Annotated in this window: 23 protein-coding genes and 4 pseudogenes; 6 read left to right on the plus strand and 21 right to left on the minus strand. The window is 35.4% G+C overall.

What is annotated here, in order from left to right; genetic code table 11:
• Positions 1 to 98: 98 nt before the first annotated feature.
• The 14 genes and pseudogenes from hflX to ON07_RS14080 form a co-directional block, all read right to left on the minus strand.
• Positions 99 to 1,320, minus strand: a pseudogene (gene hflX, locus ON07_RS14070) (GTPase HflX).
• A gap of 326 nt (positions 1,321 to 1,646) precedes the next feature.
• Positions 1,647 to 2,546 (minus strand): DUF3078 domain-containing protein, encoded by a 900-nt coding sequence (locus ON07_RS01030; protein ID WP_010227465.1) that lies wholly within the window; start codon positions 2,544 to 2,546, stop codon positions 1,647 to 1,649.
• A 5-nt stretch (positions 2,547 to 2,551) separates the two neighbouring features.
• Positions 2,552 to 3,064 carry a DUF2480 family protein gene (locus ON07_RS01035; protein ID WP_010227467.1) on the minus strand — a complete coding sequence of 171 codons (513 nt, stop codon included), beginning with the start codon at positions 3,062 to 3,064 and terminating at the stop codon, positions 2,552 to 2,554.
• Positions 3,065 to 3,199: 135 nt separating this feature from the next.
• Complete coding sequence (locus tag ON07_RS01040) at positions 3,200 to 3,523, minus strand: SUF system Fe-S cluster assembly protein (RefSeq protein ID WP_010227469.1); 324 nt, start codon at positions 3,521 to 3,523, stop codon at positions 3,200 to 3,202.
• Between the two features lies 1 nt (position 3,524).
• Positions 3,525 to 3,947, minus strand: a complete 423-nt coding sequence (locus ON07_RS01045) for a SufE family protein (protein WP_010227471.1) — start codon at positions 3,945 to 3,947, stop codon at positions 3,525 to 3,527.
• Positions 3,948 to 3,985: 38 nt separating this feature from the next.
• Positions 3,986 to 4,417: a hypothetical protein gene (locus ON07_RS01050; RefSeq protein ID WP_155807107.1), complete on the minus strand. Its 432-nt coding sequence runs from the start codon at positions 4,415 to 4,417 to the stop codon at positions 3,986 to 3,988.
• Positions 4,418 to 4,573: 156 nt separating this feature from the next.
• On the minus strand, positions 4,574 to 5,812 hold the full coding sequence (locus tag ON07_RS01055; RefSeq protein WP_010227475.1) for an aminotransferase class V-fold PLP-dependent enzyme: 1,239 nt from the start codon (positions 5,810 to 5,812) through the stop codon (positions 4,574 to 4,576).
• A gap of 48 nt (positions 5,813 to 5,860) precedes the next feature.
• Positions 5,861 to 7,176, minus strand: a pseudogene (gene sufD, locus ON07_RS14075) (Fe-S cluster assembly protein SufD).
• A gap of 48 nt (positions 7,177 to 7,224) precedes the next feature.
• Entirely contained in the window at positions 7,225 to 7,977 is a 753-nt protein-coding gene (sufC, locus tag ON07_RS01065; protein ID WP_010227478.1) for a Fe-S cluster assembly ATPase SufC, read from the minus strand.
• 38 nt (positions 7,978 to 8,015) lie between these two features.
• Entirely contained in the window at positions 8,016 to 8,165 is a 150-nt protein-coding gene (locus tag ON07_RS16385; protein WP_155807108.1) for a hypothetical protein, read from the minus strand.
• Complete coding sequence (locus ON07_RS01070) at positions 8,146 to 8,391, minus strand: hypothetical protein (protein WP_010227480.1); 246 nt, start codon at positions 8,389 to 8,391, stop codon at positions 8,146 to 8,148. Before ON07_RS01070 ends, ON07_RS16385 begins: the two co-directional genes overlap by 20 nt.
• 8 nt (positions 8,392 to 8,399) lie before the next feature.
• On the minus strand, positions 8,400 to 9,845 hold the full coding sequence (gene sufB / locus ON07_RS01075; protein WP_010227482.1) for a Fe-S cluster assembly protein SufB: 1,446 nt from the start codon (positions 9,843 to 9,845) through the stop codon (positions 8,400 to 8,402).
• Between the two features lie 44 nt (positions 9,846 to 9,889).
• Entirely contained in the window at positions 9,890 to 10,261 is a 372-nt protein-coding gene (locus tag ON07_RS01080) for a four helix bundle protein (RefSeq protein WP_010227485.1), read from the minus strand.
• Positions 10,262 to 10,298: 37 nt separating this feature from the next.
• Positions 10,299 to 10,629: pseudogene (locus tag ON07_RS14080) on the minus strand (HesB/IscA family protein).
• A 242-nt stretch (positions 10,630 to 10,871) separates the two neighbouring features.
• Here ON07_RS14080 and thiL point away from each other — a divergent pair.
• Positions 10,872 to 11,930 (plus strand): thiamine-phosphate kinase, encoded by a 1,059-nt coding sequence (gene thiL, locus ON07_RS01090; protein ID WP_010227489.1) that lies wholly within the window; start codon positions 10,872 to 10,874, stop codon positions 11,928 to 11,930.
• On the opposite strand, the gene ON07_RS01095 is transcribed toward thiL, so the two are convergent.
• Positions 11,927 to 12,187, minus strand: a complete 261-nt coding sequence (locus tag ON07_RS01095; protein ID WP_010227491.1) for a hypothetical protein — start codon at positions 12,185 to 12,187, stop codon at positions 11,927 to 11,929. The two genes, thiL and ON07_RS01095, sit on opposite strands and share 4 nt — an antisense overlap.
• 71 nt (positions 12,188 to 12,258) lie before the next feature.
• Positions 12,259 to 13,020: an alpha/beta fold hydrolase gene (locus tag ON07_RS01100; RefSeq protein WP_010227493.1), complete on the minus strand. Its 762-nt coding sequence runs from the start codon at positions 13,018 to 13,020 to the stop codon at positions 12,259 to 12,261.
• Between the two features lie 43 nt (positions 13,021 to 13,063).
• On the opposite strand from ON07_RS01100, the gene brnQ reads away from it, so the two are divergent.
• Positions 13,064 to 14,350, plus strand: a complete 1,287-nt coding sequence (brnQ, locus tag ON07_RS01105; RefSeq protein WP_010227495.1) for a branched-chain amino acid transport system II carrier protein — start codon at positions 13,064 to 13,066, stop codon at positions 14,348 to 14,350.
• A gap of 271 nt (positions 14,351 to 14,621) precedes the next feature.
• Here brnQ and ON07_RS01110 read toward each other — a convergent pair whose 3' ends face one another.
• The 3 genes from ON07_RS01110 to ON07_RS01120 form a co-directional block, all read right to left on the minus strand.
• Complete coding sequence (locus ON07_RS01110) at positions 14,622 to 15,914, minus strand: aminopeptidase P family protein (protein WP_010227496.1); 1,293 nt, start codon at positions 15,912 to 15,914, stop codon at positions 14,622 to 14,624.
• Positions 15,915 to 16,048: 134 nt separating this feature from the next.
• A complete protein-coding gene (locus ON07_RS01115; RefSeq protein WP_010227498.1) occupies positions 16,049 to 16,339 on the minus strand; it encodes a chaperone modulator CbpM in 291 nt (96 codons plus the stop codon).
• Positions 16,336 to 17,253 carry a DnaJ C-terminal domain-containing protein gene (locus tag ON07_RS01120; protein WP_010227499.1) on the minus strand — a complete coding sequence of 306 codons (918 nt, stop codon included), beginning with the start codon at positions 17,251 to 17,253 and terminating at the stop codon, positions 16,336 to 16,338. Before ON07_RS01120 ends, ON07_RS01115 begins: the two co-directional genes overlap by 4 nt.
• A 305-nt stretch (positions 17,254 to 17,558) precedes the next feature.
• On the opposite strand from ON07_RS01120, the gene ON07_RS01125 reads away from it, so the two are divergent.
• The 3 genes from ON07_RS01125 to ON07_RS01135 all read left to right on the plus strand — a co-directional run bounded on the left by ON07_RS01125 (position 17,559) and on the right by ON07_RS01135 (position 21,051).
• Entirely contained in the window at positions 17,559 to 18,221 is a 663-nt protein-coding gene (locus ON07_RS01125; protein WP_010227500.1) for a succinate dehydrogenase cytochrome b subunit, read from the plus strand.
• Positions 18,222 to 18,233: 12 nt separating this feature from the next.
• Entirely contained in the window at positions 18,234 to 20,237 is a 2,004-nt protein-coding gene (locus ON07_RS01130; protein WP_010227501.1) for a fumarate reductase/succinate dehydrogenase flavoprotein subunit, read from the plus strand.
• A gap of 70 nt (positions 20,238 to 20,307) precedes the next feature.
• Positions 20,308 to 21,051, plus strand: coding sequence for a succinate dehydrogenase/fumarate reductase iron-sulfur subunit (locus ON07_RS01135; protein WP_010227502.1), 744 nt, complete (start codon positions 20,308 to 20,310; stop codon positions 21,049 to 21,051).
• 53 nt (positions 21,052 to 21,104) lie between these two features.
• Here the strand turns inward: ON07_RS01135 and ON07_RS01140 are convergent, their stop codons facing one another.
• The gene (locus ON07_RS01140; protein WP_237708814.1) at positions 21,105 to 21,590 is read right to left on the minus strand and encodes a DUF1440 domain-containing protein; all 486 of its coding nucleotides are present in this window, start codon (positions 21,588 to 21,590) and stop codon (positions 21,105 to 21,107) included.
• 140 nt (positions 21,591 to 21,730) lie between these two features.
• On the opposite strand from ON07_RS01140, the pseudogene ON07_RS14085 reads away from it, so the two are divergent.
• Positions 21,731 to 22,508: pseudogene (locus tag ON07_RS14085) on the plus strand (amidohydrolase).
• Here the strand turns inward: ON07_RS14085 and ON07_RS01150 are convergent.
• A complete protein-coding gene (locus ON07_RS01150; protein WP_010227508.1) occupies positions 22,495 to 24,105 on the minus strand; it encodes an Ig-like domain-containing protein in 1,611 nt (536 codons plus the stop codon). The pseudogene ON07_RS14085 and the gene ON07_RS01150 sit on opposite strands and share 14 nt — an antisense overlap.
• Positions 24,106 to 24,142 lie beyond the last annotated feature (37 nt).

The following is a 24,142-nucleotide window of genomic DNA, read 5'->3' on the forward strand; positions in this document are numbered from 1 at the left end:
AAATTTGTTTTTCAAATCTTTGCTTGAAATAAAATCCAATTTGTAAACACTTTGTGTTAATAAACAGATTTCTAATTCTATTTATTAGGTTGAAAACCTTATTCCTTCTCCTCGATCTCTTCGTATTCCGGGTAAAGAAGGTTGTTATAAGGGAATCTGGAAAGATGTATTTTTCGAACGGTATTATATACTTTTTTCTTAAAGTCTTCAATATTATCTTTATTCAAAGCTGAAATGAATAATACGTTATCTCCCATTCTATTCATCCATGTGCGTTTCCATTCTTCCAGAGAATAATTGGCCTTTGTATGTTCGGTGATTAAATCATCCTCTTCAATTTTTTTCTTCGACGAACGCATCAATTTTGTTGAAAACCATTATAGTGGGCTTGTTATTGCTCTTTATATCTGCCAAGGTTTGGTTCACAGATTCTATGTGATCTTCAAAATTTGGATGGGAAATATCTACTACATGTAATAATAAATCGGCTTCCCGAACTTCGTCTAATGTAGATTTAAAAGATTCTACCAATTGTGTAGGAAGTTTTCTAATGAATCCAACTGTATCGGTTAATAAGAAAGGTAAATTTCTAATTACCACCTTTCTTACCGTGGTGTCTAATGTTGCAAATAACTTATTTTCAGCAAAGACTTCACTCTTGCTTATTACATTCATCAAAGTAGATTTCCCAACATTCGTATAACCTACAAGTGCTACACGAACCATCGATCCTCGGTTTCCACGTTGTACGCCCATTTGCTTATCTATGGTCTCCAATTTCTTTTTAAGTAAAGAAATTTTATCACGTACAATACGTCTATCTGTTTCTATCTCTGTTTCCCCGGGACCACGCATTCCAATACCCCCACGCTGACGTTCCAAGTGAGTCCACATTCCGGCAAGTCTAGGCAATAGGTATTGATATTGTGCCAACTCTACCTGAGTTCGTGAATTACTTGTTTGAGCTCTTTGCGCAAAAATATCTAAAATCAAATTTGTTCTATCCAAGATTTTACAATCCAAGATCTTTTCTATATTCTTTTGCTGTGCAGGAGAAAGTTCATCATCAAAAATGGCGGTCTTTACATCGTTAGCCTGAATAAAAGCTCTTACATCTTCGATCTTTCCGGTTCCAATAAAAGTCTTTGGATTCGGCTTTTCCATTTTCTGAGTAAACCGCTTTAAAACCTCACCACCGGCCGTATATGTTAAAAACTCAAGTTCGTCTAAATATTCATTTAGTTTATCTTCACTCTGCTGTTGAGTCACAACCCCAATAAGCACAGCTTTTTCGTATGTTAAATCAGTCTTATCTATCATAATCACAAAGTTACACAATAGATCTCAACTGAAATCCTAGAGTGCTTTATTCAACAAAAAATTAACTATTTGAAGATTATTTTAAAAAGAATTGTTGCTTCATTTAATGTCATCCCGACCTAAGGAGGGATCTCTAATACCAAAGTTTCTGCTACATTGAGATCCTTCAGTTCGCTATGCTTCCTTCAGGATGGCATTCTAAATAAAAATTGAATTCCAGAATCGTATTAAATCAAAAAATCCGGAGCAATAAATGCTCCGGATCTTAATTATATAACATCACATTTCGACAGGCTCAATGTGACAAGCTCAATGTGACAGAATTTTTAAAACTTATGGTTGATTCCTAGTCCGAATACTTCTCTAATTTGAAAAGCGCCAACAGTGTTGTCGTCGTAAATTGCTTGGAAAATCACATTAGCTGAAAGGTATTTATTAATGCTCATTTCTACATTTAGCAAATAATCGATATCTACATTCCCAGGTTTATCCAAATAATTAGAGTATAAATTCAACGTATGTTCTGCAGTTACATTTTCCAATAAAAACATTTTAGCATATACTCCTACAGATGCTCCAAACTCGAATCTGGTAGCTTTTCCTTCATCTACGCCAAAATAATCTCCATCCACATAACCAGGAACACTAGTGAACTTATCATCTACAAAGATAAGTCTGGCTGTAGCCGGAGCGATATTCACGCTTAAATGTTCGTTATATTTCCAAAGCAAACCTGGACCCGTTTGTAAATATCCGGGAGATAAAAAGTGAGTAGTTTCTGTTCTAATGGTTTCACCTGTTTCAGCATCCTCGCTAAATTCATAGCCTTTGGTCATTTGAGATCTGAAATTCAAAAAATAAGAATAATACCATTTTGATTCTTGGATCTGTTTTCCTGCAATAGAATTCAATTCTATTCTATCACTCGTTTTTCTCGCAAATTCGTCGTCCTTCAATTTAGTAAGACCATAATTTGCCAGGATTCTATTATCCCAAGTAAAGTCATTCATTCTATAATTGAAATCGTAATTCAGGGTTAAATTCCCTGCAATACTTGAAGTTCCCCCACCGGTCCACTCTTTGTTGAAAGCAGACTGATTCAATAACAATTGAATTGTTCCATTTTTAGACCACCCATTTGGCGGTGTGTCTTGTTCTTTTTTGTCTTGAGCATTTACAGTTGAAGCAGTAACAAACACTGCTAAAGCAAGTAATAATTTCTTCATTCTATCTAAGCGTTTTTGTTTTTGAATAATGGTACAGAAGAGCAAGCTTCCCCATATAAGATACTTTTTGCAACAGGTTGCAATTTTTCAATCAATAATAAATAAGCGTTTTTTGGCACTGGTTTATGAGCGCAACCTTTTACAATAACTGGTTTTCCTTTTAAATTTGAAACATCTAAATCTTTAATGATTTCAGTATAAAGAATAGATTCCAAGGTTTCTAAATCTCCGGTTACTACTTTTTTCGCGATAGGATTTAAATATGTGGAAAGCAGCATATAAGCCCAGGCAGGGATTATAGCATCGGTAGAGCAGGTTAGAGCTACAAATTTATCTTGATACTGGCTCCAATCGTGTGCTAGTGCCTTTTCTCTAAAGACAGTTTCTCTTAATACTAAACCTTCCAATAACCAATCTTTAATGTCAAATAACACGCGCTCTCCCTGCGGATAGAAATCTTCCAGATCAAAGGTTACTAACTTGCTATTCGCAACTCTATTTATAATTTCTGTAGACATGGTCTTTATTATGAAATTCTATATTTAAAATAAATGAAAAATGAGCTATCGGTAAAAACCTGAAAATAAATTTCCCCAAGATTAGCGTGAGGTAATATTTTTAAAATTCAGGCTTGGTGATGCGCCTAATTAATGTTAGAGCATCCCTAATTCTAGCTTTGCCTCTTCACTCATTAGATCTTGTGTCCAAGGTGGATCGAAAGTAATTTCAACCTCACAGTCATTCACAGAATCTATAGACTTTACTTTATCTTCTACTTCTTTAGGTAAGGTTTCTGCAACAGGGCAGTTAGGCGTAGTAAGGGTCATTAGGATTTTTACATCGTAATCTGTATTTACCATCACATCGTAGATAAGTCCCAACTCGTAAATATCTACAGGAATTTCCGGATCGTAAATTGTTTTTATAACTCGTACTATTTTTTCACCCAATTCCTGAGTGTTTATTTCTGTTTCCATCTTAATCTAATTGCGTTTGGTATGCGATTGCATACATTTTTAATTGCTTGATCATACTAACCAAACCATTTGCTCTGGTAGGCGAAAGGTGTTCTTTCAGCCCTATTTCATCTATAAACTTAGTGTCGGCATCTAAAATATCTGTAGGATGCTGATTGGAATATGCGCGGATAAGAATTGCTACAATTCCTTTGGTAATAATAGCATCACTATCTGCTGTAAAAGCAAGTTTATCTCCTTCTAATACGGCATGAACCCAAACTTTACTTTGACAACCTTTTATTAAATTCTCGTCAACTTTATATTTTTCGTCTATTAAAGGCAACGACTTTCCTAGCTCGATCATATATTCATAACGTTGCATCCAGTCGTCGAACATAGAAAATTCATCTACGATCTCCTCTTGTATTTCCTTTATTGTCATTCCTGTAATTTTATGCAAAAGTACAATAACAAGTTTTGCTATTCAACTGTTTCTCCCAATCTTAGTATAGCTTTAACCAATGGTTTTAAAGCTGAAGGAGGATTGCCATGATCGAAAGAATTAGACTTATAAACTTCGTCTCCAACCTTAATAGTTAGAATTGCATGAGCAGCTCCATCAAAAGTCCTTTTATCACTTGGTGGTTTTAATTTATGGATGTTAGGAACATCTACTTCTTTCATTTTATCCATTAAATTCTCCCAATCTTTAGACGTCATTTTTTCTGAAGTCTTAGTCTCTGTGCCCATATTTTTAACCACCTTGATGTCTTCCTTATTAAGTGTGTAATTCGCTCTGGAACCACGAGTGATCATTTCGTAGGTGAAGCTGATATCTTTATCCTGATCCTTATTTTGAGAACAGGTTTCAGCCATTAGTATGGGGAATAGAAGTACGAGTATAAATTTCATAGTATTAGATTTTGAGTAGAATCGGTTTAAATTGAAAAGGTAAAATACGAAAACTTAAGACGTTTGATTAACGCTATTTAAATATTTTAGAACAGATGATTTTAAACTCTTAGCAGAGGTAGGGAAATATACTTCCGAATTTGAATGTAATCAGTACTATTGAAGCATCATTTTCGCCTTTTTGATAGCAGCAATAAAAAGATCTACTTCTTCAAAAGTGTTATAAAAAGAGAAGCTTGCACGAACAGTTCCTGGAATATTATAGAAGTCCATGATCGGCTGCGCACAGTGATGACCGGTTCTAACAGCAATTCCTAATTTATCTACGATAGTACCGATATCGTAAGGATGAAGTCCTTCAATATTGAAGGAAATTACAGCAGTTTTTTCTTCTGAGGTCCCATAGATTTTTACTCCTTCAATCTCTAGTAAGCACTTGGTTGCATATGCTAACAATTGCTCCTCGTAAGTTGCAATATTTTTGAAGCCAACTTCATTCATGTAATCCAAAGCAGCACCAAAAGCAATTCCTCCACAAATGTTGGGAGTTCCTGCTTCAAATTTATGTGGAAGTTCTGCATAGGTGGTTTTTTCAAAAGAAACCGTCGCTATCATTTCGCCGCCACCTTGATAAGGAGGCAATTTATTTAACCACTTTTCCTTTCCGAATAATATTCCGACTCCTGTTGGACCGCACATTTTATGTGCAGACACCACGTAGAAATCTACATCTAAAGCTTGCAAATCTGCTTTAATGTGCGGGGCTGCTTGAGCGCCATCTACTAGAACAGCAGCACCAACTTTGTGAGCAGCTTCAATTATTTCTTCAATAGGGTTCACGGTTCCAAGTGCATTGGAAACATGATTTACAAATACCATTTTCGTATTAGGAGAAAGCAAATCCTGATAAGCTTCCATATCTAATTCTCCTTCGTGATTCATAGGAATCACTTTTAAAGAAGCGCCTGTTTTTTCACAAAGCATTTGCCAAGGCACAATATTAGAATGATGTTCTAATGCAGAAACTACTACTTCATCTCCTTTTTGTAACTCTTGAGCAAAACCATTTGCTATTAAATTAATTCCATGCGTAGTCCCGGAAGTAAAGATAATCTCGTGAGAATTAGCAACATTAAAATGCTGCTGAATCTTTTTTCTTGCAGTTTCGTATTTATCTGTAGCTTCTTGAGAAAGGCTATGCACTCCTCTATGAATATTCGCGTTATAACTGGAATAATAATCCACAATTACATCTATTACCTGTTGTGGTGTTTGAGAAGTAGCTGCATTATCCAAATACACCAAAGGGTAGCCGTTCACTTTCCTTTTTAAAATAGGGAAGTCCAAACGGATCTTTTCGATGTCTAAGGGTATTTTATTTGCAACAACTTTCATACAGAGTACAATTTAGCTTGAGAAATAATTATTTGAAGGGTTTAAGAACTAAAGGTCATATCCTAAATTCACACCTAATTTAAGTGCTATTTGATGTGTAATTCTCTTTTTGATCTCAGGAATTTTCACACTTTCCATTACGTTATTTGCAAAGGCATACATTAAAAGGGCACGAGCTTCTTTTAACGGAATTCCTCTAGAACGCAAGTAGAACAAAGATTCTTCATCTAATTGTCCAATAGTACAACCATGACTACATTTAACATCATCTGCAAAAATCTCCAGCTGAGGTTTAGAGTTGATAGTTGCTTTATCGTCCATTAAAATATTATTGTTGGACTGAAATGCGTTAATTTTTTGTGCTTCTTTATCTACCATAACCCTTCCGTTGAAAACTCCAACTGAATTATCGGCAAAGATGCCTTTATAATCCTGATGACTTTCACAATTAGGGGAAGTATGGTGTACAAGCGTGTTGTGATCTACATGCTGTTTTCCTTCAATAATCGTGATTCCTTTTAAAGTAGATTCAGATCGCTCTCCTTTTTGATAGAAATTTAAATTATTTCGAGTCAATTTTCCGCCGAAAGAAAAGGTATGTAAAAAGCAATAACTCTCTTCTTTCTGCTCCACAAAGGTATTGTCTATTAAAGAAGCAGAATCTCTGTCATTCTGAATCTTATAATAATCTACAATAGCTCTTTTTTCAGCAAAAACTTCGGTAACAGAATTCGTGAAAACAGGATGATCTGTTAAACTCTGATGTCTTTCAATAATTTGTACCTGAGAATTTTCCCCAACTACAATAAGATTTCTAGGCTGAACCAATAAAGCCGACTCATTCCCTGTTGAAAAATTGATTATTTGAATAGCTTATCTGCCGATTTGTTCTTGTGAATATGGATAAACGCACCTTCTTTAGAAAAAGCAGTATTCAAAGCATTTAATCCGCTATTTTTTGGAACTATTTTGTTGAAATAATTCTCTATGATTGGCTTATACTTAGATTTTGATAAAGCAGAAGACATCAAACAAACATCTATTTTATCGTGAGTGGTCTCCGATAAATGAGAGGAGTAGATCCCATCTATAAAAATCAATTTATAAGAATCTATATCATGAATTAGATATTTCTTGATATCCTTATAATCTATAGCATCTTCCTTTTTTGGGAATACGCTATAATCATATTTTAATACCGAATTTAGGGAAGTGTATTTCCAGGCTTCATCTTTTTTAGATGGAAAGCCAAGGGTTTCAAATTCCTTGATGGCATCGCTTCTTAATTGATGTATATCTGTATCCACATCGAAAGCTTCTTCAAAAGCCATAAAAGAGGACAGTAATTTATCTTTTAATTCCATTTTTCGTTTCTTTAACTTGGTTAATAATCAGGCAACTTAAAAAAAGGTTTAAACCGATTTTTCTTGCTTCACCCAGTCATAACCTCTTTCTTCCAATTCGTAAGCCAATTCTTTTGTACCAGACTTTACAATTTTTCCATCTACCATAACATGAACAAAATCTGGAACTATATAGTCCAATAAACGTTGGTAATGCGTAATTAACAACACAGCATTATCCTCGCTTCTTAATTTATTTACACCGTTCGCAACCACTTTAAGCGCATCGATATCTAATCCTGAATCTGTTTCATCCAAAATTGCCAACTTAGGATTCAACATAGCCATCTGGAAAATTTCATTTCTCTTTTTCTCTCCTCCGGAAAATCCTTGATTTAGAGAGCGAGATAAAAATTTGCGATCTATTTCTAACAATTCAGATTTATCACGAATCATTTTCAACATATCTTTCGCCGGCATATCTTCTAAACCTTGCGCTTTTCTATGTGCATTAATAGAAGCCTTCATAAAGTTTGTTACAGAAACTCCAGGAATCTCTATAGGATACTGAAAAGACAAGAAGATACCTTTGTGAGCTCTTTCTTCCGGATCTAATTCTGAAAGATCTTCTCCTTCAAACATAATCTCTCCACCTGTCATCGTGTATTCTTCCTTACCAGCAATTACAGAAGAAAGTGTACTCTTACCAGAACCATTCGGTCCCATAATAGCATGAACTTCTCCCGGATTAATTTCTAAATTAATTCCTTTAAGGATTTCTTTATCCTCTATGTTGGCCTGTAAATTCTTTATTTTAAGCATGTGTTTATTATATTTTTCCGGAAAACCGGATAAATTATTTATTCGTTTTCTGTAATGGGTTTCGCCATTATATCCACCACTTCGGTTATTTCAATCAATTTTGAATAGCCTGTGGCTTGTATGTTATCTTTAATTTGTCCCTTAACTTTAATTGGAATAATGCTGTTTTCATCTTTTTTTAAAAGCACTCAAGCTATCTGTAAGTTGTAATGCAATCGAATCCATTTTTACTTGATACACAAATTTATCACCTTTTAAAACTGCCGATTTTCCAACAGAAATAAAATTGCCCTGATACACCTGAATACTGTCCATTACTTTTTCAGCAACTTCCATCTCTGGCTGCTTTTCAGGCTCATTATCGCATGCTACTGCAAATAAAATAACGCTTATTAAAAGTAGAAATTTCTTCATTTTTAAGTTTATCCAACAGATCCCTCAAGAGAGATTTCCAATAATTTTTGAGCTTCTACAGCAAATTCCATTGGCAATTTGTTCAATACTTCCTTGCTGAAGCCATTTACGATAAGTGCAATTGCTTTCTCTGTATCTATCCCACGCTGATTACAGTAAAAAATTTGGTCTTCCCCAATTTTACTGGTAGTTGCCTCATGCTCTACTTGAGCAGTTTTGTTTTTTACTTCGATATATGGGAAGGTATGCGCTCCACAAAGATTCCCCATTAAAAGAGAATCACATTGTGAGAAATTTCGAGCATTGTTTGCTCTACTGTTTATTTGAACCAATCCACGATAAGAATTCTGAGATTTCCCTGCAGAGATCCCTTTAGAGATAATAGTACTTTTAGTATTCTTCCCTAAGTGGATCATTTTAGTTCCGGTATCTGCTTGCTGATAATTGTTAGTTACAGCAATAGAGTAGAACTCACCAATAGAGTTATCTCCTTTTAAGATACAAGAAGGATATTTCCAGGTAACCGCAGATCCTGTTTCTACTTGTGTCCAAGAGATCTTCGCATTCTTCTCGCAAATTCCACGTTTGGTCACAAAGTTATAAACTCCACCTTTTCCTTCTTTATTTCCAGGATACCAGTTTTGAACCGTAGAATATTTTATTTCTGCATCATCTAATGCGATAAGCTCTACAACGGCAGCGTGTAACTGATTTTCGTCTCTGGATGGAGCAGTACAACCTTCAAGGTAACTCACATAACTACCTTCATCTGCTATCAAAAGTGTTCTTTCAAACTGCCCTGTTCCTGCTTGATTTATTCTGAAATAGGTAGAAAGTTCCATCGGACATTTCACGCCTTTTGGAATGTAGCAGAAAGAACCATCACTAAATACAGCTGAATTTAATGCTGCATAAAAATTATCTTTTTTAGGAACTACAGTCCCAATATATTTTTTCACAAGTTCTGGATGCTCTTTAATAGCTTCAGAAATACTCATAAAAATAATTCCTTTTTCACCTAAGGTTTTCTTGAACGTAGTTGCAACCGAAACGGAATCTACCACTACATCCATAGCAACATTATTCATCTTCTTTTGCTCATCTACAGAAATCCCTAGTTTCTTGTACATCGCTAGTAAATCTGGATCTACATCGTCTAATGTTTTATTTGGATCTACAGTTTGTGGTGCAGAATAATAAGAGATTGCTTGAAAATCTGGTTTAGCGTAATGAACATTCGCCCATTCCGGCTCAATCATTTTTTCCCATTCGCGAAAAGCTTCTAATCTCCAATTGGTCATCCATTCCGGCTCCTCTTTTTTCTTAGAAATCGCTCGAACGATATCTTCATTTAAGCCAATCGGGAAAGTCTCCGATTTTAAATCGGTATAAAAGCCATACTCATACTCTTTGGTTTCAAGCTCCTTCTTTAAATCGTCTTCAGTATATGCCATATTTTTAATTTCAGTTAATAAGTTAAAAAGGGAAAAAGTTAAAATTAACTTGCTCTCTTTCTAATAAATTGAATGTAATTGGATAATTGTTTTGAAATTTCAATTATTAATCTTCTTAATTCGAAATAAATTTTTTCATCAAGTAGATTAATTTCCATCATCACATTTAAAATATTCCTAACTTCTCCTGCTGAGGCTTTAGAAAAATATAGAAATCTGATATATTCTTTATCGGTATCTCTTTCAAATCCTTCAGCAATATTATTTGTTATAGAAAGAGTTGCTCTTTTAAGCTGATCGTTTAAAGAAAACTCTTTACTTAATTTGTCACTTTTTAATATTTCGTAAATCTGAACAGTAAAGGAGATGGACTTTTTATATACTTCTAAGTCTTCAAAAGTTTTAAACCTCTCCATTACCTATTATCTCTTTATCTTTTTAACTCTTTTGCTTTTATAATGAAAAACTTTCACCACAGCCGCAAGTACGTTGTGCGTTCGGGTTATTGAACACAAAACCCTTGCCGTTAAGTCCGCCGGAATATTCTAAAATTGTTCCTGCCAGATATAACACACTTTTTTTATCGACAACAATTTTTACATCGTTATCTGTAAAAAGTCTATCGGTTTCCTGTTGGGATTTATCAAACTTCAATTCGTAAGATAATCCTGAGCAACCTCCACTTTTCACACCAACGCGCACAAAGTCTGTAATAGCATTATAACCTTCATCGGTCATAAGCATTGCTATCCTTTTTTTTTGCGTCTTCGCTTACCTTTATCATACTTAAAAGATTAGTCCTAATTTGCTGCAAATATACTACAAAACAAGCGGTTTACCATAGCTGTAAGATTTGTTTTAAGAATGGAGATATAGGCAAGTCTAATGAGCTATTTCAGTAATTTTCACTGAATTATTCCACATTAATTAAGGTTGATTCAGCCCATCTTAAAATCACAAATGCTATTAAAACCATGATTTTTGAGAGAATATTCAGTTATTTTGCACTTTCAAAATTGAAATATCATGCTAGAAGATAGTCAACAAAGTAGAACAAAACTTTCAGAATTAGGAGAATTTGGTTTAATAGACCTTTTAACCAAAAATTTGGGAAGTAAATTACCATCCACTATTAAAGGAATTGGAGATGATGCTGCTGTTCTAAATTTTGAAGGAAAACAAGCTATCCTTACTACAGATTTGTTGGTAGAAGGAGTGCATTTCGATCTATCTTACATGCCTTTAAAACATTTGGGTTATAAAGCGGTAATGGTAAATCTATCTGATGTTTATGCTATGAATGGTGTTGCAACCCAAATAACCGTTGGGATTGCATGTTCTAATAGGTTTCCGGTGGAAGCTTTGGAGGAATTATATGCAGGTATAGAATTGGCTGCAAAGCTATATAATATAGATGTTGTTGGGGGAGATACCACTTCTTCTACTAAAGGACTTTTAATTAGCATTACCGCAGTTGGGGCTGTGGCTAAGGAAGATGTGGTTTATAGAAGTGGCGCCAAACCAAACGATTTGTTGGTAGTTACCGGAGATCTTGGTGCAGCTTATATGGGCTTACAAATTTTAGAACGTGAAAAAGAGGTTTTTAAAGTGAATCCAAATTCACAGCCAGACCTTGATTCCTACACCTATTTAATTGAAAGACAATTGAAGCCGGAAGCTAGAAAAGATATTTCCGGATTATTGAAATCTTTAGAGGTAAAACCTACTTCTATGATCGATATAAGTGACGGATTATCTTCAGAAATTATGCATTTATGTAAGAACTCTAAGACTGGTGTCAATTTGTTTGAAAATAAAATTCCGTTGGATCCATCTGTAATTGCAGTATGTGAGGAATTTAATATAGATAGCACCACAATAGCATTAAGCGGGGGTGAAGATTATGAATTGCTTTTCACGGTTTCTCAAACCGACTTTGAAAAAATCAAGGCGAATCCTAATTTTTCAATTATAGGTCACATGACTGAAGAAAATGAAGGAATGCATTTAATTACTAGAAGCAATACCAAGATTCCTTTAATTGCGAAAGGCTGGAATGCTATGGAAAATGAAGAAGAGGACTAAGATGCGTTTGCAAAGTGGCGCTGTCTGCTTCTGCGTCTTCTTTTGTAAAAATTGGCTAAATACTTATTGGTTTCTTTAAATTTTGGGGTTAACTGCGCCAAAATACCATTGGCGGTATCCGTCATTTCCATGCCGCACTTAGCACATTGATATTCATGGATGTGCTCTGTTACATTTTTTGAAACCTTTAGTTGGTGTCCAAAGATGCTGCAAAACGCTTCGGCGAACGAAAATGTTTTTGGGGTTTGTGACTTCATTTAGGTTAATTTTCTTGGTTGTAAATTTAAATGTATTAAAAAAAAGTTAATTAATCGACATAATGTGTTAATTAATCGATAAAGTGCATGATCGATAATAGTTCTTTTTTATTTTCTATAAAGGATAGATGTCCTCCATCTAGAGTAAATAGATTGCAATTGCACCTATCTGCAATACTTTCAATATCAATAATTTCAAGGATTGGATCTTGAGTTCCGGAGATCAAAAATTTAGCACCCTTAAAACGGGCTAATACCTCTTTATTGTCTGTACGAATTTTCATACCTTCTAAAGAAGCAATAATTCCATCTTCAGAAAAGGTCATCGCTTCATTTTTTAAATTTTCAATCTGCTCTAAATAGCGTTTACTATTTTTTTTACTCAATAAATTAGAGATAGCCATACTTATATAGGACGATTTATTCTTTCTAATAATTTTTATCGATCGGTCTCTGTTTTTCTTCCTTTCTTCAGAATCGGCTTCCGGCGTAGAATTCAATAAAACAAGGCCTTGGGTCATGATAGGAAATTTTCTACAAAATTCCAAACTCACATATCCTCCCATTGAATGCCCCAGAAAGGTTGCTTTATTAATCTGAAGATGAACTAATATTTCATGAACCGCATCTGCCATGAGTTCCATGCTGTGAATCTCTCCTACATTTCCAGATTTTCCATGCCCGGGAAGATCTATGCTTATCACCTGTCTTTTTTCTGAAAGCTCATCAATAAAAGGATCCCAAATAGAACTGCTTTCTAAAAAACCATGCAAAAGCACCAGTGGATTCCCAATTCCTGCAGAACGGTAAAAGAGTGGGGTATTTTTATACATTTGTATCATTTCCACAATATATTATAAAAATTCAGTCGGGCGTATGAAATTCACAAAAGAAGGTTTAATAGTGGGCTTCGCTCTGTTTGCTTTATTCTTTGGAGCCGGAAATTTAATATTGCCTCCTTTTTTAGGATTTCTAGCAGGATCACAATGGTATTTAGTGGCCTTAGGATTTGTACTCTCTGCCGTAGGATTGCCTTTACTTGGAATCTTTGCCCATGCTCGATTACAGGGAAGCATGTTCAGTTTTGCTGAAAAGATCTCACCCATCTTTAGTTTGATATTCTGTGTGTTTATCTATTTAATAAGTGTGGCGCTACCCGGACCCAGAACCGCAGCAGTTACTCATGAGATAGCAATAGCACCTTTCTTCGATATTTCGCCACTTACAACAAGTGTTATTTATTTTTTGTTGGTTTTTGTTTTTGTGATTAAACGCTCTACAGTAATCAATAATATTGGGAAATTCCTCACTCCTGCTATACTATTACTCTTGCTTGCGATTATTTTTTCCGGATTTTTTACTGAATATAAACCCATGGGATCCAATCTAACAGAGCTCCCTATTTTGTCTGGATTCTTTGAAGGCTATCAAACTTTTGATGCGATTGCCGCATTGTTGGTGGGAGGAGTAATTATTATTTCGGTAAAATTGAAGGGATATGATTCTCCTTTAGAAATTAAGCAGATAATAAGCCTCGCAGCAGTATTGGCCGGATTAGGGTTGTTGTTGGTTTATGGCGGACTTATTTATAATGGCGCTATGGTAAATTCTGAATTCCCGCAGGACGTTACCAGAACCGATTTATTATCCGGAATTAGTTTCTTGAATTTAGGAGGTGTGGCTCAAATGAGCTTAGCATTTTTGGTAGCCTTAGCTTGCTTTACAACCGCTGTGGGAATTGTAACCGGAACAGCAGATTTCATGGCGGAGCGTATAAATAAACCTTATGCATATCCAGTAACGGTATTTATAGCATGCTTATTAGGGGTCGTTATAGGTGCATTGTCAGTAAATGCGATCATCGAAATTGCTTTACCTGTTTTGCTCCTTATTTATCCTCTCACCATTGTTCTAATCTTGCTGAATGTGATGCCACCCGACTTTATAACTAAATTGATAATGACTTCTGTAGTGATCGCGACATCGATTTTTAGTCTTCCCGATGCTTTGAAGTATGTGGTTTCTGAAGAACTGTTCTCTAAGCTTCAACTTTACATCCCTTTATCTGAATATGGGTTAGGATGGTTAATCCCTTCCACATTGGCGTTTTTCGGGAGTTATTTTTATGAGCGCAAAACTAGTATGGTTAAAGCCTCTAGCTGAAGTGGTTTTGGAATCAATTTTCATTTTTATAAGCTTGTCATATTGAGCTTGTCGAAATATGATGGGTAGAAACCCGGTTTCGACAGGCTCAACCTGACATCATTTCTAAAAAAACATCTCGATCCCGATAGATATCGGGACGCTCGATGTGACATTTGTTTTGTCTCCCTGAGCGGAGTCGAAGGGTCTTTCAAAATCCTAGAACACATCCTTAAAAATAAGCCTGTCAAAATTAATTTCAACAGGCTCCACTTTATAATAATATAAGACTCTAAGAGTTCATCAAATCTTCGATCTCATCTGCTTCAATAGGAATATTGCGCATCAAGTTGAAAGGCTCTCCTTTTTCCTGAATCACTAAATCATCTTCCAGTCTAATTCCAAAGCCTTCCGCAGGGATATAAATTCCAGGCTCTACCGTAAATACCTGATTTGCCTGCATAGGCTCAGTTAAAATTCCATAATCATGCGTGTCTAAACCTATGTGGTGAGAAGTCCCATGCATAAAATACTTCTTGTAAGCAGGCCAATCCGGATCCTCATTCTTTACATCGGCTTTATCCAATAATCCAAGCCCTAAAAGCTCAGAAGTCATTAATTTTCCAACTTCCACATGGTAATCTGCCCAAATGGTTCCGGGAACCAACATTTTTTGTGCATCGTTCTTCACTCTATTCACAGCATTGTAAACTTCCTTTTGTCTTGCTGTAAACTTTCCTGAAACTGGAATAGTTCTAGACATATCGCTGGAATAATTGGCATATTCTGCTCCTGTATCCAGCAAAATAAGATCTCCAGCCTTACATTGTTGATTGTTCTCTACATAATGCAACACATTTGCACTGTTCCCGCTTGCGATAATTGGGGTATATGCAAATCCTTGAGAGCGATTGTTCAAGAATTCATGCATCATTTCTGCTTCAATATTATATTCCCAAACTCCCGGCTTTACAAATCCTAAAGTTCTTCGGAAAGCTTTTTCTGTAATATCACAAGCTTTTTGCATTAGATCCAATTCAATTGGGTCTTTTACAGAACGCAATCGCTGAAGGATTGGATTACTCTTAGCTACCTGATGCGCAGGATATTTTTGTTTACACCACTCTATAAATCTAGCTTCTCTGGTTTGAGTTTCCACATTAGCGCGGTAATGCTCGTTGGTATTAAAATATATAGTTTCAGATTGGGTCATGATCTCGAAAAACACCTTTTCGAATTCTTTAAGCCAATACACGGTTTTAATTCCGCTGGTTTCAAAGGCTTTCTCCTTAGTTAATTTTTCACCTTCCCAAACTGCTATGTGGTCATTGGTTTCAGTTAGAAAAAGAATTTCTCGATGCTTTTTATTGGGAGCATCCGGAAACAATACTAAAATGCTCTTATCTTGGTCTACACCACTTAAATAAAAAATATCTCGCGCTTGTTGAAACGGCATCGTGCTATCTGCACTTATTGGGTAAATATCGTTAGAGTTGAACACCGCCAGACTATTAGGCTTCATTTTAGACATGAAGTTTTTGCGGTTTTTAGTATAAAGTGAGTTGTCTATTAAATCGTATTTCATAAAAATATTGAGATTTTGGTGAATTCAGAAATTATATGAATTCTAATTTTAATGAGAAAACACAAAGCTAAAAAAGATAAAATCAAAAGCTGTTAAACTAAGCGTAAAAGACTTTTGTTTTCTTTAACAATTGACTACTCGTAAATTTCCAATCTATTTCGAAGCGCTAAATTTTCCTTCTTTAAATCGTTTAATTTTTCTAATAAATGTTTAATTGCTTCTAAGCCCTCAAGATTGATTTCAAGGTCATAGTGCAGTCGCAACATTTTCTCAAAATCTGCCATTTTATCACAGTGTACATATTCCCTTTTTTCTACGGTGATTACTTCCAGAAGGCCACTGTTATTTAAAGATCTAATAAAAGTATGCTCAACACTATAGCGTTCACAAAGCTCTTCGGTTGCAATTAATTTATCTAAGTTCATGAGCGTAGTTTTTGTAATTCGGTATACAATTCCTTTTCTTTTGAAGATAGATTCTTAGGGATTTTGATGTTGTAGGTGATAAATAAATCTCCAAATTGTCCTTCTTTCTTATATTTTGGAAAACCTTTTCCTTTTAATTTAACACGAGTGCCATTTTGGGTTTCCGGTTTAACAGTGAGTTTAGCTTTTCCATTAAAAGTATCTACAGTAACCTCTCCACCAAGTAGGGCTGTATAAAAATCTAGATCTACATTGCTATATAGATTCTCTTTTTCTCTCTTAAACTTAGTGTCGTTAACAATCTTAAAAGTAATTAATAGATCTCCTTTTGGACCTCCTTGTACTCCTGGACCACCATGCCCTGTTATCTTTATGGTTTGACCATTCTCCACTCCCGCAGGAATTGTAATTCGTATATTCTTTCCGTTTACGGTAAGTGTTTGCTTATGGCTGGTATAAACATCAGACAGTTTTAATTGAAGCTCTGCATTAAAATCCTGCCCTTTAAATTGTGGGGATCTTCCTGTTCCCCGAGTTCTGGCACCACCACCAAACATTTGTTCGAAAAAATCAGAGAACATATCATTGTCAAAACTACCGGAATAGGATTGTCCTTGTCCGCCACCAAAACCTCCAAATCCACCTTGCGTATGTCTTCTTTGCTGTTTTTGTTGCTCAAAATGCTCGGCATGTTGCCAATCTTTCCCGTATTCATCATATTTCTTTCGCTTTTCGGGATCGCTTAATACTTCATTCGCTTCATTTATTTGTTGGAACCGTTTTTTGGCACTATCGTCGCCGGGATTAAGATCCGGGTGGTATTTTCGAGCAAGTCTTCTATATGCTTTTTTAACATCTGCTTTTGTTGCAGATTTATCTAATTCTAAGATTTTATAATAGTCTATAAACTCCATAGGAAAATTGAATATATGCTGAGGTTGATTATGAAGTACTGAAATTACTAAAAATGAAACTTAGAAGCAGTTAAGTTTTTCTAAAAAGCAAATGAAACATGTTTATTCTGAGGTTTTATTGTACTGCTTAAATTTTTAAGGCTAGTGGACAAGCGTATATTTAAATTCTTTAATCAACTAAGTTCAACAAAAGCTAAAGTACTTTGAATTAGTTCTAAATTGGCATTGAAATACCTTGGAAAGTTTGTGGGAAACTATTTTCAAGTGTATTTTTGCTGTTAAAATTTTATAAAATAACCAAACCAATGGGTGGATTACTAAAATCTTCAGTAGCAAAAAAGTTTGCTATGGCCTTATCAGGACTTTTCTTAGTTCTATTCTTAGCACAACATTTCACTATTAATTTTACTTCGGTAATAAGTCCCGATGTTTTTAATGAGATTTCTCACTTTATGGGAACCAATTTCTTGGTGCAAGCGATTTTACAGCCAATACTTATTTTTGGTGTTGTATTTCATTTTGTAATGGGTTTCGTATTGGAAATTCAGAATAGAAATGCTAGAACTAAAAGTTATGTGAGATACAACGGAAGCGCTAATTCTAGTTGGATGTCTAGAAATATGATTTATTCGGGAGCTGTGGTTTTAGCTTTCTTAGGGCTTCACTTTTATGATTTCTGGGTGCCGGAATTGGTTCATAAATATATAGAGTCTCACCCGGAAGATCCTACAAGATACTATGGAGAGTTAGTTGCTAAATTTGTGAGCCCGGTGAGAACCGGATTATATGTGATCTCATTTGTATTCTTAATGCTTCACTTATTACACGGCTTTTCATCTTCATTTCAATCTATGGGTGTTAACAATAAGTACTCTGAGGGAATAAGAAAATTCACAGTTGGTTACGCTATTATTATTCCGTTAGGATTCATTTTTATAGCGCTATTTCATTATATTAATAACCTTTAATAGGTAAGATTTATGTCAATTTTAGATTCAAAGATACCAAAGGGGCCACTTGAAGATAAGTGGAGTAATTATAAGAATAATATCAACTTAGTTAACCCTGCGAATAAGCGTAATATTGATGTTATTATGATAGGTACCGGTTTAGCCGGAGGTAGCGCAGCAGCTACTTTAGCTGAACTTGGATATAATGTAAAAACATTTTGTTATCAGGATTCTCCAAGACGAGCACACTCTATTGCTGCTCAAGGGGGAATTAATGCTGCAAAAAATTATCAAGGAGATGGAGATTCTAATTTTAGGTTGTTTTACGACACTATAAAAGGAGGAGATTACCGTTCTCGGGAAGCGAATGTGTATCGCCTTGCGGAAGTTTCAGGAAATATTATAGATCAATGTGTTGCTCAAGGAGTTCCTTTTGCGCGTGAGTATGGTGGAATGCTTGATAACCGTTCTTTTGGAGGGGTTTTGGTTTCACGTACTTTTTATGCTAAAGGACAAACAGGGCAGCAGTTATTGTTAGGGGCATATTCAGCAATGAATCGCCAGATAAATAGAGGAAAAATTACAGCTTATAACCGTCATGAGATGATGGATGTGGTTCTTGTAGATGGAAAAGCTAGAGGAATTATTGCAAGAGATATGGTAACCGGAGCAATCGAGCGCCATTCTGCTCATGCAGTAGTATTGGCTTCAGGTGGATACGGAAACGTATTCTTCTTATCTACAAATGCTATGGGAAGTAATGTGATGGCTGCTTGGAGAGCGCACCGTAGAGGGGCATATTTTGCAAACCCATGTTATACACAAATTCACCCAACTTGTATTCCGGTTTCTGGAGATCATCAATCTAAATTAACTTTGATGTCTGAATCTCTTCGAAATGATGGAAGAATCTGGGTTCCGAAGAAAATAGAAGATGCTGAAGCGATTCGTGCTGGTAAGAAAAAGCCAACAGATCTTTCAGAAGAAGAAAGAGATTATTATTTAGAGAGAAGATATCCTGCTTTTGGAAATTTGGTGCCACGTGATGTTGCTTCGAGAGCTGCAAAAGAGCGTTGTGATGCTGGTTTTGGAGTGAATAAAACAGGGGAAGCTGTGTATTTGGATTTCGCTAGTGCTATTGAGCGCTACGGAAAAGAGAAAGCATTTACTTCCGGACATAAAAATCCTTCAAAAGAAGAAGTATATAACTTAGGGAAAGAAGTTGTGGAGTCTAAATACGGGAATTTATTTCAGATGTACGAGAAGATCGTAGATCAGAATCCATATAAAACTCCTATGATGATTTATCCTGCGGTGCACTATACAATGGGTGGTCTTTGGGTAGATTATAACTTACAAACTACGATCCCTGGATGTTATTCTACAGGAGAGGCAAACTTCTCCGATCACGGAGCAAATAGATTAGGTGCTTCTGCATTAATGCAAGGTCTTGCAGACGGGTATTTCGTATTGCCTTACACTATTGGGGATTATCTTTCTAATGATATTAGAACAGGAAAAATCCCTACGGATTCTGTGGAATTTGACACTGCTGAAAAGGAAGTGACCGATAGAATCAACAAATTAATGAATGCCTCTGGACAACATTCTGTAGATTTTTACCATAAGAAATTAGGTAAGATCATGTGGAACAAATGTGGAATGTCCAGGAATGCAAAAGAACTAAACGAAGCAATTCATGAAATTGCAGAATTGCGTGAGGATTTCTGGAAAAATGTTAAAATTCCTGGAACTGCAAACACTAAAAATGCGGAGTTAGAAAAGGCAGGAAGAGTGGCAGATTTCCTTGAATTGGGAGAGCTTTTCGCAAAAGATGCATTACATAGAGAGGAATCTTGTGGAGGGCATTTTAGAGAAGAATATCAAACCCCAGACGGAGAAGCGCTTAGAGATGATGAAAACTTTAAGTATGTAGCTGCTTGGGAATATACAGGAAAACCAAGTGATGCAGTCCTTCATAAAGAAGAATTGATATTTGAAAACATTGAATTGAAAACAAGAAGTTATAAATAGTACAGAGCTCATGGTATTGAGAAATTAGAACTCAATACTCATATCTCCATACTCAATACTTTATAAGATTATGAAGCTTACATTAAAAATATGGCGTCAAGAAAATGCCGAGACTAAAGGGAAAATGGTAGATTATATCATTGATGGAATAGACGGCGATATGTCTTTTCTTGAAATGTTAGATGTGCTAAATGAAGATTTAGTTAATAAAGGTGAGCAACCGGTAGAATTCGATCACGATTGTCGTGAAGGTATTTGTGGATCTTGTTCATTGCAAATTAATGGTGAACCACATGGGCCGGATAAGTTGATTACAACCTGCCAGTTACACATGCGTACCTTTAAGGATGGAGACACGATTGTAATTGAGCCTTTTAGAGCAAAAGCATTTCCTGTAATAAAGGATTTAATTGTAGACCGTACGGCTTTCGATAGAATTCAGCAGGCTTATGGGTATATTTCTGTAAATACTTCAGGAAACACCATCGATGCGAATTCTATTCCTATTGAAAAAGAAAATGCCGATGACTCCTTTAATGCAGCAACTTGTATTGGTTGTGGAGCTTGTGTTGCAGCGTGTAAGAATGCGAGTGCAATGTTATTCACTTCAGCAAAAGTAAGTCAGTTTGCGCTGTTACCTCAAGGGGAAGTGGAAGCAGATAGACGAGTTCTTGCAATGGTGGAGCAAATGGATAAAGAAGGTTTTGGAAACTGTTCCAATACCGGAGCTTGCGAGATTGAATGTCCTAAGGGAATTTCTTTAGAGAACATCGCAAGAATGAATAGAGAATATTTAAAAGCAAGTGTGAAGTAAATTCATACACTTTATATAAAAAATCCCAAAGTTTTACTTCGGGATTTTTTTGTTTAATTCATTTTACGCTGTGAGCGTTTCATTCGCTCATTAATAAAACTTCGCACAAATTCTGTAGTAATCCCAAAGGCTACATGTGCAAAAAGCTCATTTGCCTGCATTTTAATAGGAATATCTGTGGGTTTAGATTCTAACCCAACCAATGGTAAAGATGTTTCGTGAGTGGAAACCCAAGTAGTGGCTCCAAAGATAACTCCATCGGCTAGATTCATTATATCTTTATCTTTTTTTCCATACCCGTAGGCAGCTCCAATACTTGCTCCAAAAGGAAAATTTACAAGTTGCTCCGCTAATGCTTCATTTTCCACACTTACAGGAGTTCCTGTGATTTTGGTAGATAATTCATCCACGATTTTTAATTGTGCAGATTTCTGCTCGATCTTCCTTACAGGAAGAAAATGTTCTATTAACGATTTTACGGCTGTTCCAGCTAATCCTCCAACAAATCCCGAAATAAGTCCACGGGAAGTGTTAGACATATATGTATCTTTCTGCAAAAAAGAATCTAGGTTCATAAGTATTTCAATTTGGGAATAAAGCTATTTATATTCTCATTTCCTTCCAACCTTTTAACACGTATTTAATAGCCGTCTTTTTATTTTTTATAATTTTACTAGACATGGAAAATTTAAATATAGCCTTACTACAAGCAGACCTTGCTTGGGAGAATATCAAAAAAAATCTGAAGCAATTCGAGGAGAAAATAGAAGCGGTGAATGCTGAGGTAGATCTGTTTATTCTTCCTGAAATGTTTAGCACGGGCTTTTCCATGAACGCTGAAAAGTTAGCCGAATCTAAAAATGGACCTACTTTAAAATGGATGCAGCGTATGGCAAACGAAAAAAAATGCCGCTGTTACAGGGAGTGTCATCGTTAAAGAAAACAACAAATATTTCAACAGACTTTATTTTGTATTCCCGGATAAAACCTTCGAAAAGTATGATAAACACCACACCTTTACGTTAGCTAAAGAGCATGAGACGTATACTGCGGGCACAGAGCGTTTGATTGTAGAATATAAAGGATGGAAGATATGCCCGCTTGTGTGTTACGATCTTAGATTTCCGGTGTGGGCAAGGAACACAGTAGATTATGATCTTTTAATTTATGTAGCCAATTGGCCAAAGACTAGAATTCATGCGTGGGATGTGCTATTGCAAGCCAGAGCTATAGAAAACATGGCTTTTTGTGTAGGTGTTAATAGAACTGGTTTGGATGGTAACAAATATGAATATACAGGACATTCTGCAGTATATGATAGTCTTGGTAAGGCTTTGTTCGATCAAGAAACTGAAGCAGAATTCACCAAAGTTGTTACACTAGATAAAAAGCATCTTATAGAAACGCGTAAAAAGCTAAAATTCTTACAGGATCGCGATAAATTTACTTTAGAATAAACGTCTGGTTGATATCCCAATTTGGTCTTACCTCTAATAAATCTGGGAAATAAATAATCTCTTCCGGATTACTTTTCAATAAAAAATTACCCGTATCCCATTTGCCATTAGCATTGGAATCATAGATTACTCTAATAAGATATTCGCCGGGAGGAATCAATTCAAAAGCGATATTACTTTGGTCTTCAGATTTTTTTTCTGCCTTAATAACCCCTTTCTCATCTGTTAGTTGAACGATAATCGGGTAGCTTCTTACATTTTGTAAACTCAAACGAATATTCCCGTAATCTGACAATGTTTTTGTCTTCAGAGTTTTAGAAATTGTATCGTTTGTCGCATTAAAGAAATCTGTAATAGCACCTGGAAGAATTTTTATGCGATAGGTATCATTCTCATATTTATTGAAATTAAGCTGAAGGCGGTTTTCCAAAAGTTTTAATTCTGAAGTAAACGGAACATCAACAGAATCTTTGTCCAAGATCTTTATTAATGAATCATCCTTTGAAACAAGTGGAGTAGATCCCTTAATGATGAAATTTTTATTGAACTCGATATTTCCGGAAGGCTCCGTGGTAATTACCAGAGAATCCGCTTTCATGTCTGAAATTCTCGCAATTAAACTAGTGGTATCATTTTTAGAATTAAACTTAAAGCGCAGGCTATCTGTCGCTACCGTAGGCTTGTACCATAAATGTAAACTGTCTTTATCTACGACCTTTGTAAAGCGATATTCAAAATCTGATGGAACTGTTGTTAAGGGTTCAATAGAAATACTATCTAAATCTGTTTTTCCTTTATATCCAACTAGGATTTTTTGCTTAGCAACTTGCTTAGGCCTTTCAGTCTTAAAAGCCAGTTCCTCTTTAAATAATTGTAAATTATACGAGGTATCTGCAGGAACTGTAATGGTCTCCTTTAAAAACGCTATTTTTTCTTTCCCGGGAGTATATATATAATCGTTGTTTAGATCTCTAACGGCAATTAAATGATAAGTTCCTTCTTGTATGTTGCTAAGCTCAAAAGTTCTTAAACTGTCCAAGGTGTTGGTTATGTATCTTGGCGCAGAAGTAAAAACTAAAGAATCATTATACGTTTCATCGGCATCATAGAGCATTACGGATATAAATGGGTCTGCTTCTTTTAATAGCGCATCGCTAACCGTCCCGGAAACCGATAGGGAATCTATAAAATCTCCAGTAGAAAACACATATTTAAAATAAGGCAAAGGATTTCCTTCATTATTGTCTACAACACTTTTTCCAAAATTAATAGCATACGTGGTGTTTTTCCTTAAAGTATCGTTTAGCTTAATCTTTATGTATTTGCTTGGAGAGCCTAAAGGTGTAATTGTAGGCTTATTTGGCATTGGAGGGGAAATAATAATTTGTTTTTGGGCATCATCCAGCTTTATAAACTCATCAAAATAGATCCTGATTTCCTCTTTGTTGAATTGGGTTGAATAATTTTCCGGTGTTGCTCTTAAAAACTTTGGAGGTTCGGTATCCAATTCTCCGCCTTGTGGTGTTCCTTTTTTTGCACATTGTATAAATATGAGCGAAAGAAGCATCAGCAATAATCCTGAAAAATATTTTTTCATCTAAACCGAAATTTTAAACAAAGAAACAATTATTTTT

This window comes from Gillisia marina (assembly GCF_000258765.1).
GTDB lineage: Bacteria > Bacteroidota > Bacteroidia > Flavobacteriales > Flavobacteriaceae > Gillisia > Gillisia marina.